We start from the raw sequence: 443 nt of genomic DNA on the forward strand, positions 1-443 counted from the left end.
CCGACCCCGGACGCCGGGAGGGACAAGTGCGGCGCCACCCGCGCAGGCATGGCGACGGGGGGGTGGGCGCCGTCATGGAGGGCACGGACCGCGCCGAATAGGGAGAGAGCGACGACGTCATCAGCGAGGTCAAGGGCGGTCCGGGTCAGGCCGGGGCCTGCCGCACCGAAGAGCATGAGGCAGCGCTCGGGAAAGGAGTAGGTCTCGATCGGGACAGCGCCGGGGATGATGTCCAAGGCGAGGACACGGGCGGCGGCGGCCGCTTGTGCGGCGGACTCCAGGCGGACTCGTTCGGCGGCCGCACCCGCGTTCCAAGCGTGCGCCTGCAGGCTTTCAGCCTCCTGTGCCCGTGCCCGCTGCCCGGCGCAGACCAGCTCTCTGACCCCGGGCGGGGGGTCGCGCGGCGGGGTGAGCATGGGCACGGAGCGCCCGGACGGTGGCCC

Annotated in this window: 1 pseudogene; it reads right to left on the reverse strand. The window is 74.3% G+C overall.

The features are described 5' to 3' along the window. Positions 1-443: pseudogene (locus tag CRD59_RS07680) on the reverse strand (hypothetical protein); the annotation flags it as partial.

Origin of the sequence: Bifidobacterium xylocopae (assembly GCF_003315615.1) — a bacterium.
GTDB classification, from domain to species: Bacteria; Actinomycetota; Actinomycetes; order Actinomycetales; family Bifidobacteriaceae; genus Bombiscardovia; species Bombiscardovia xylocopae.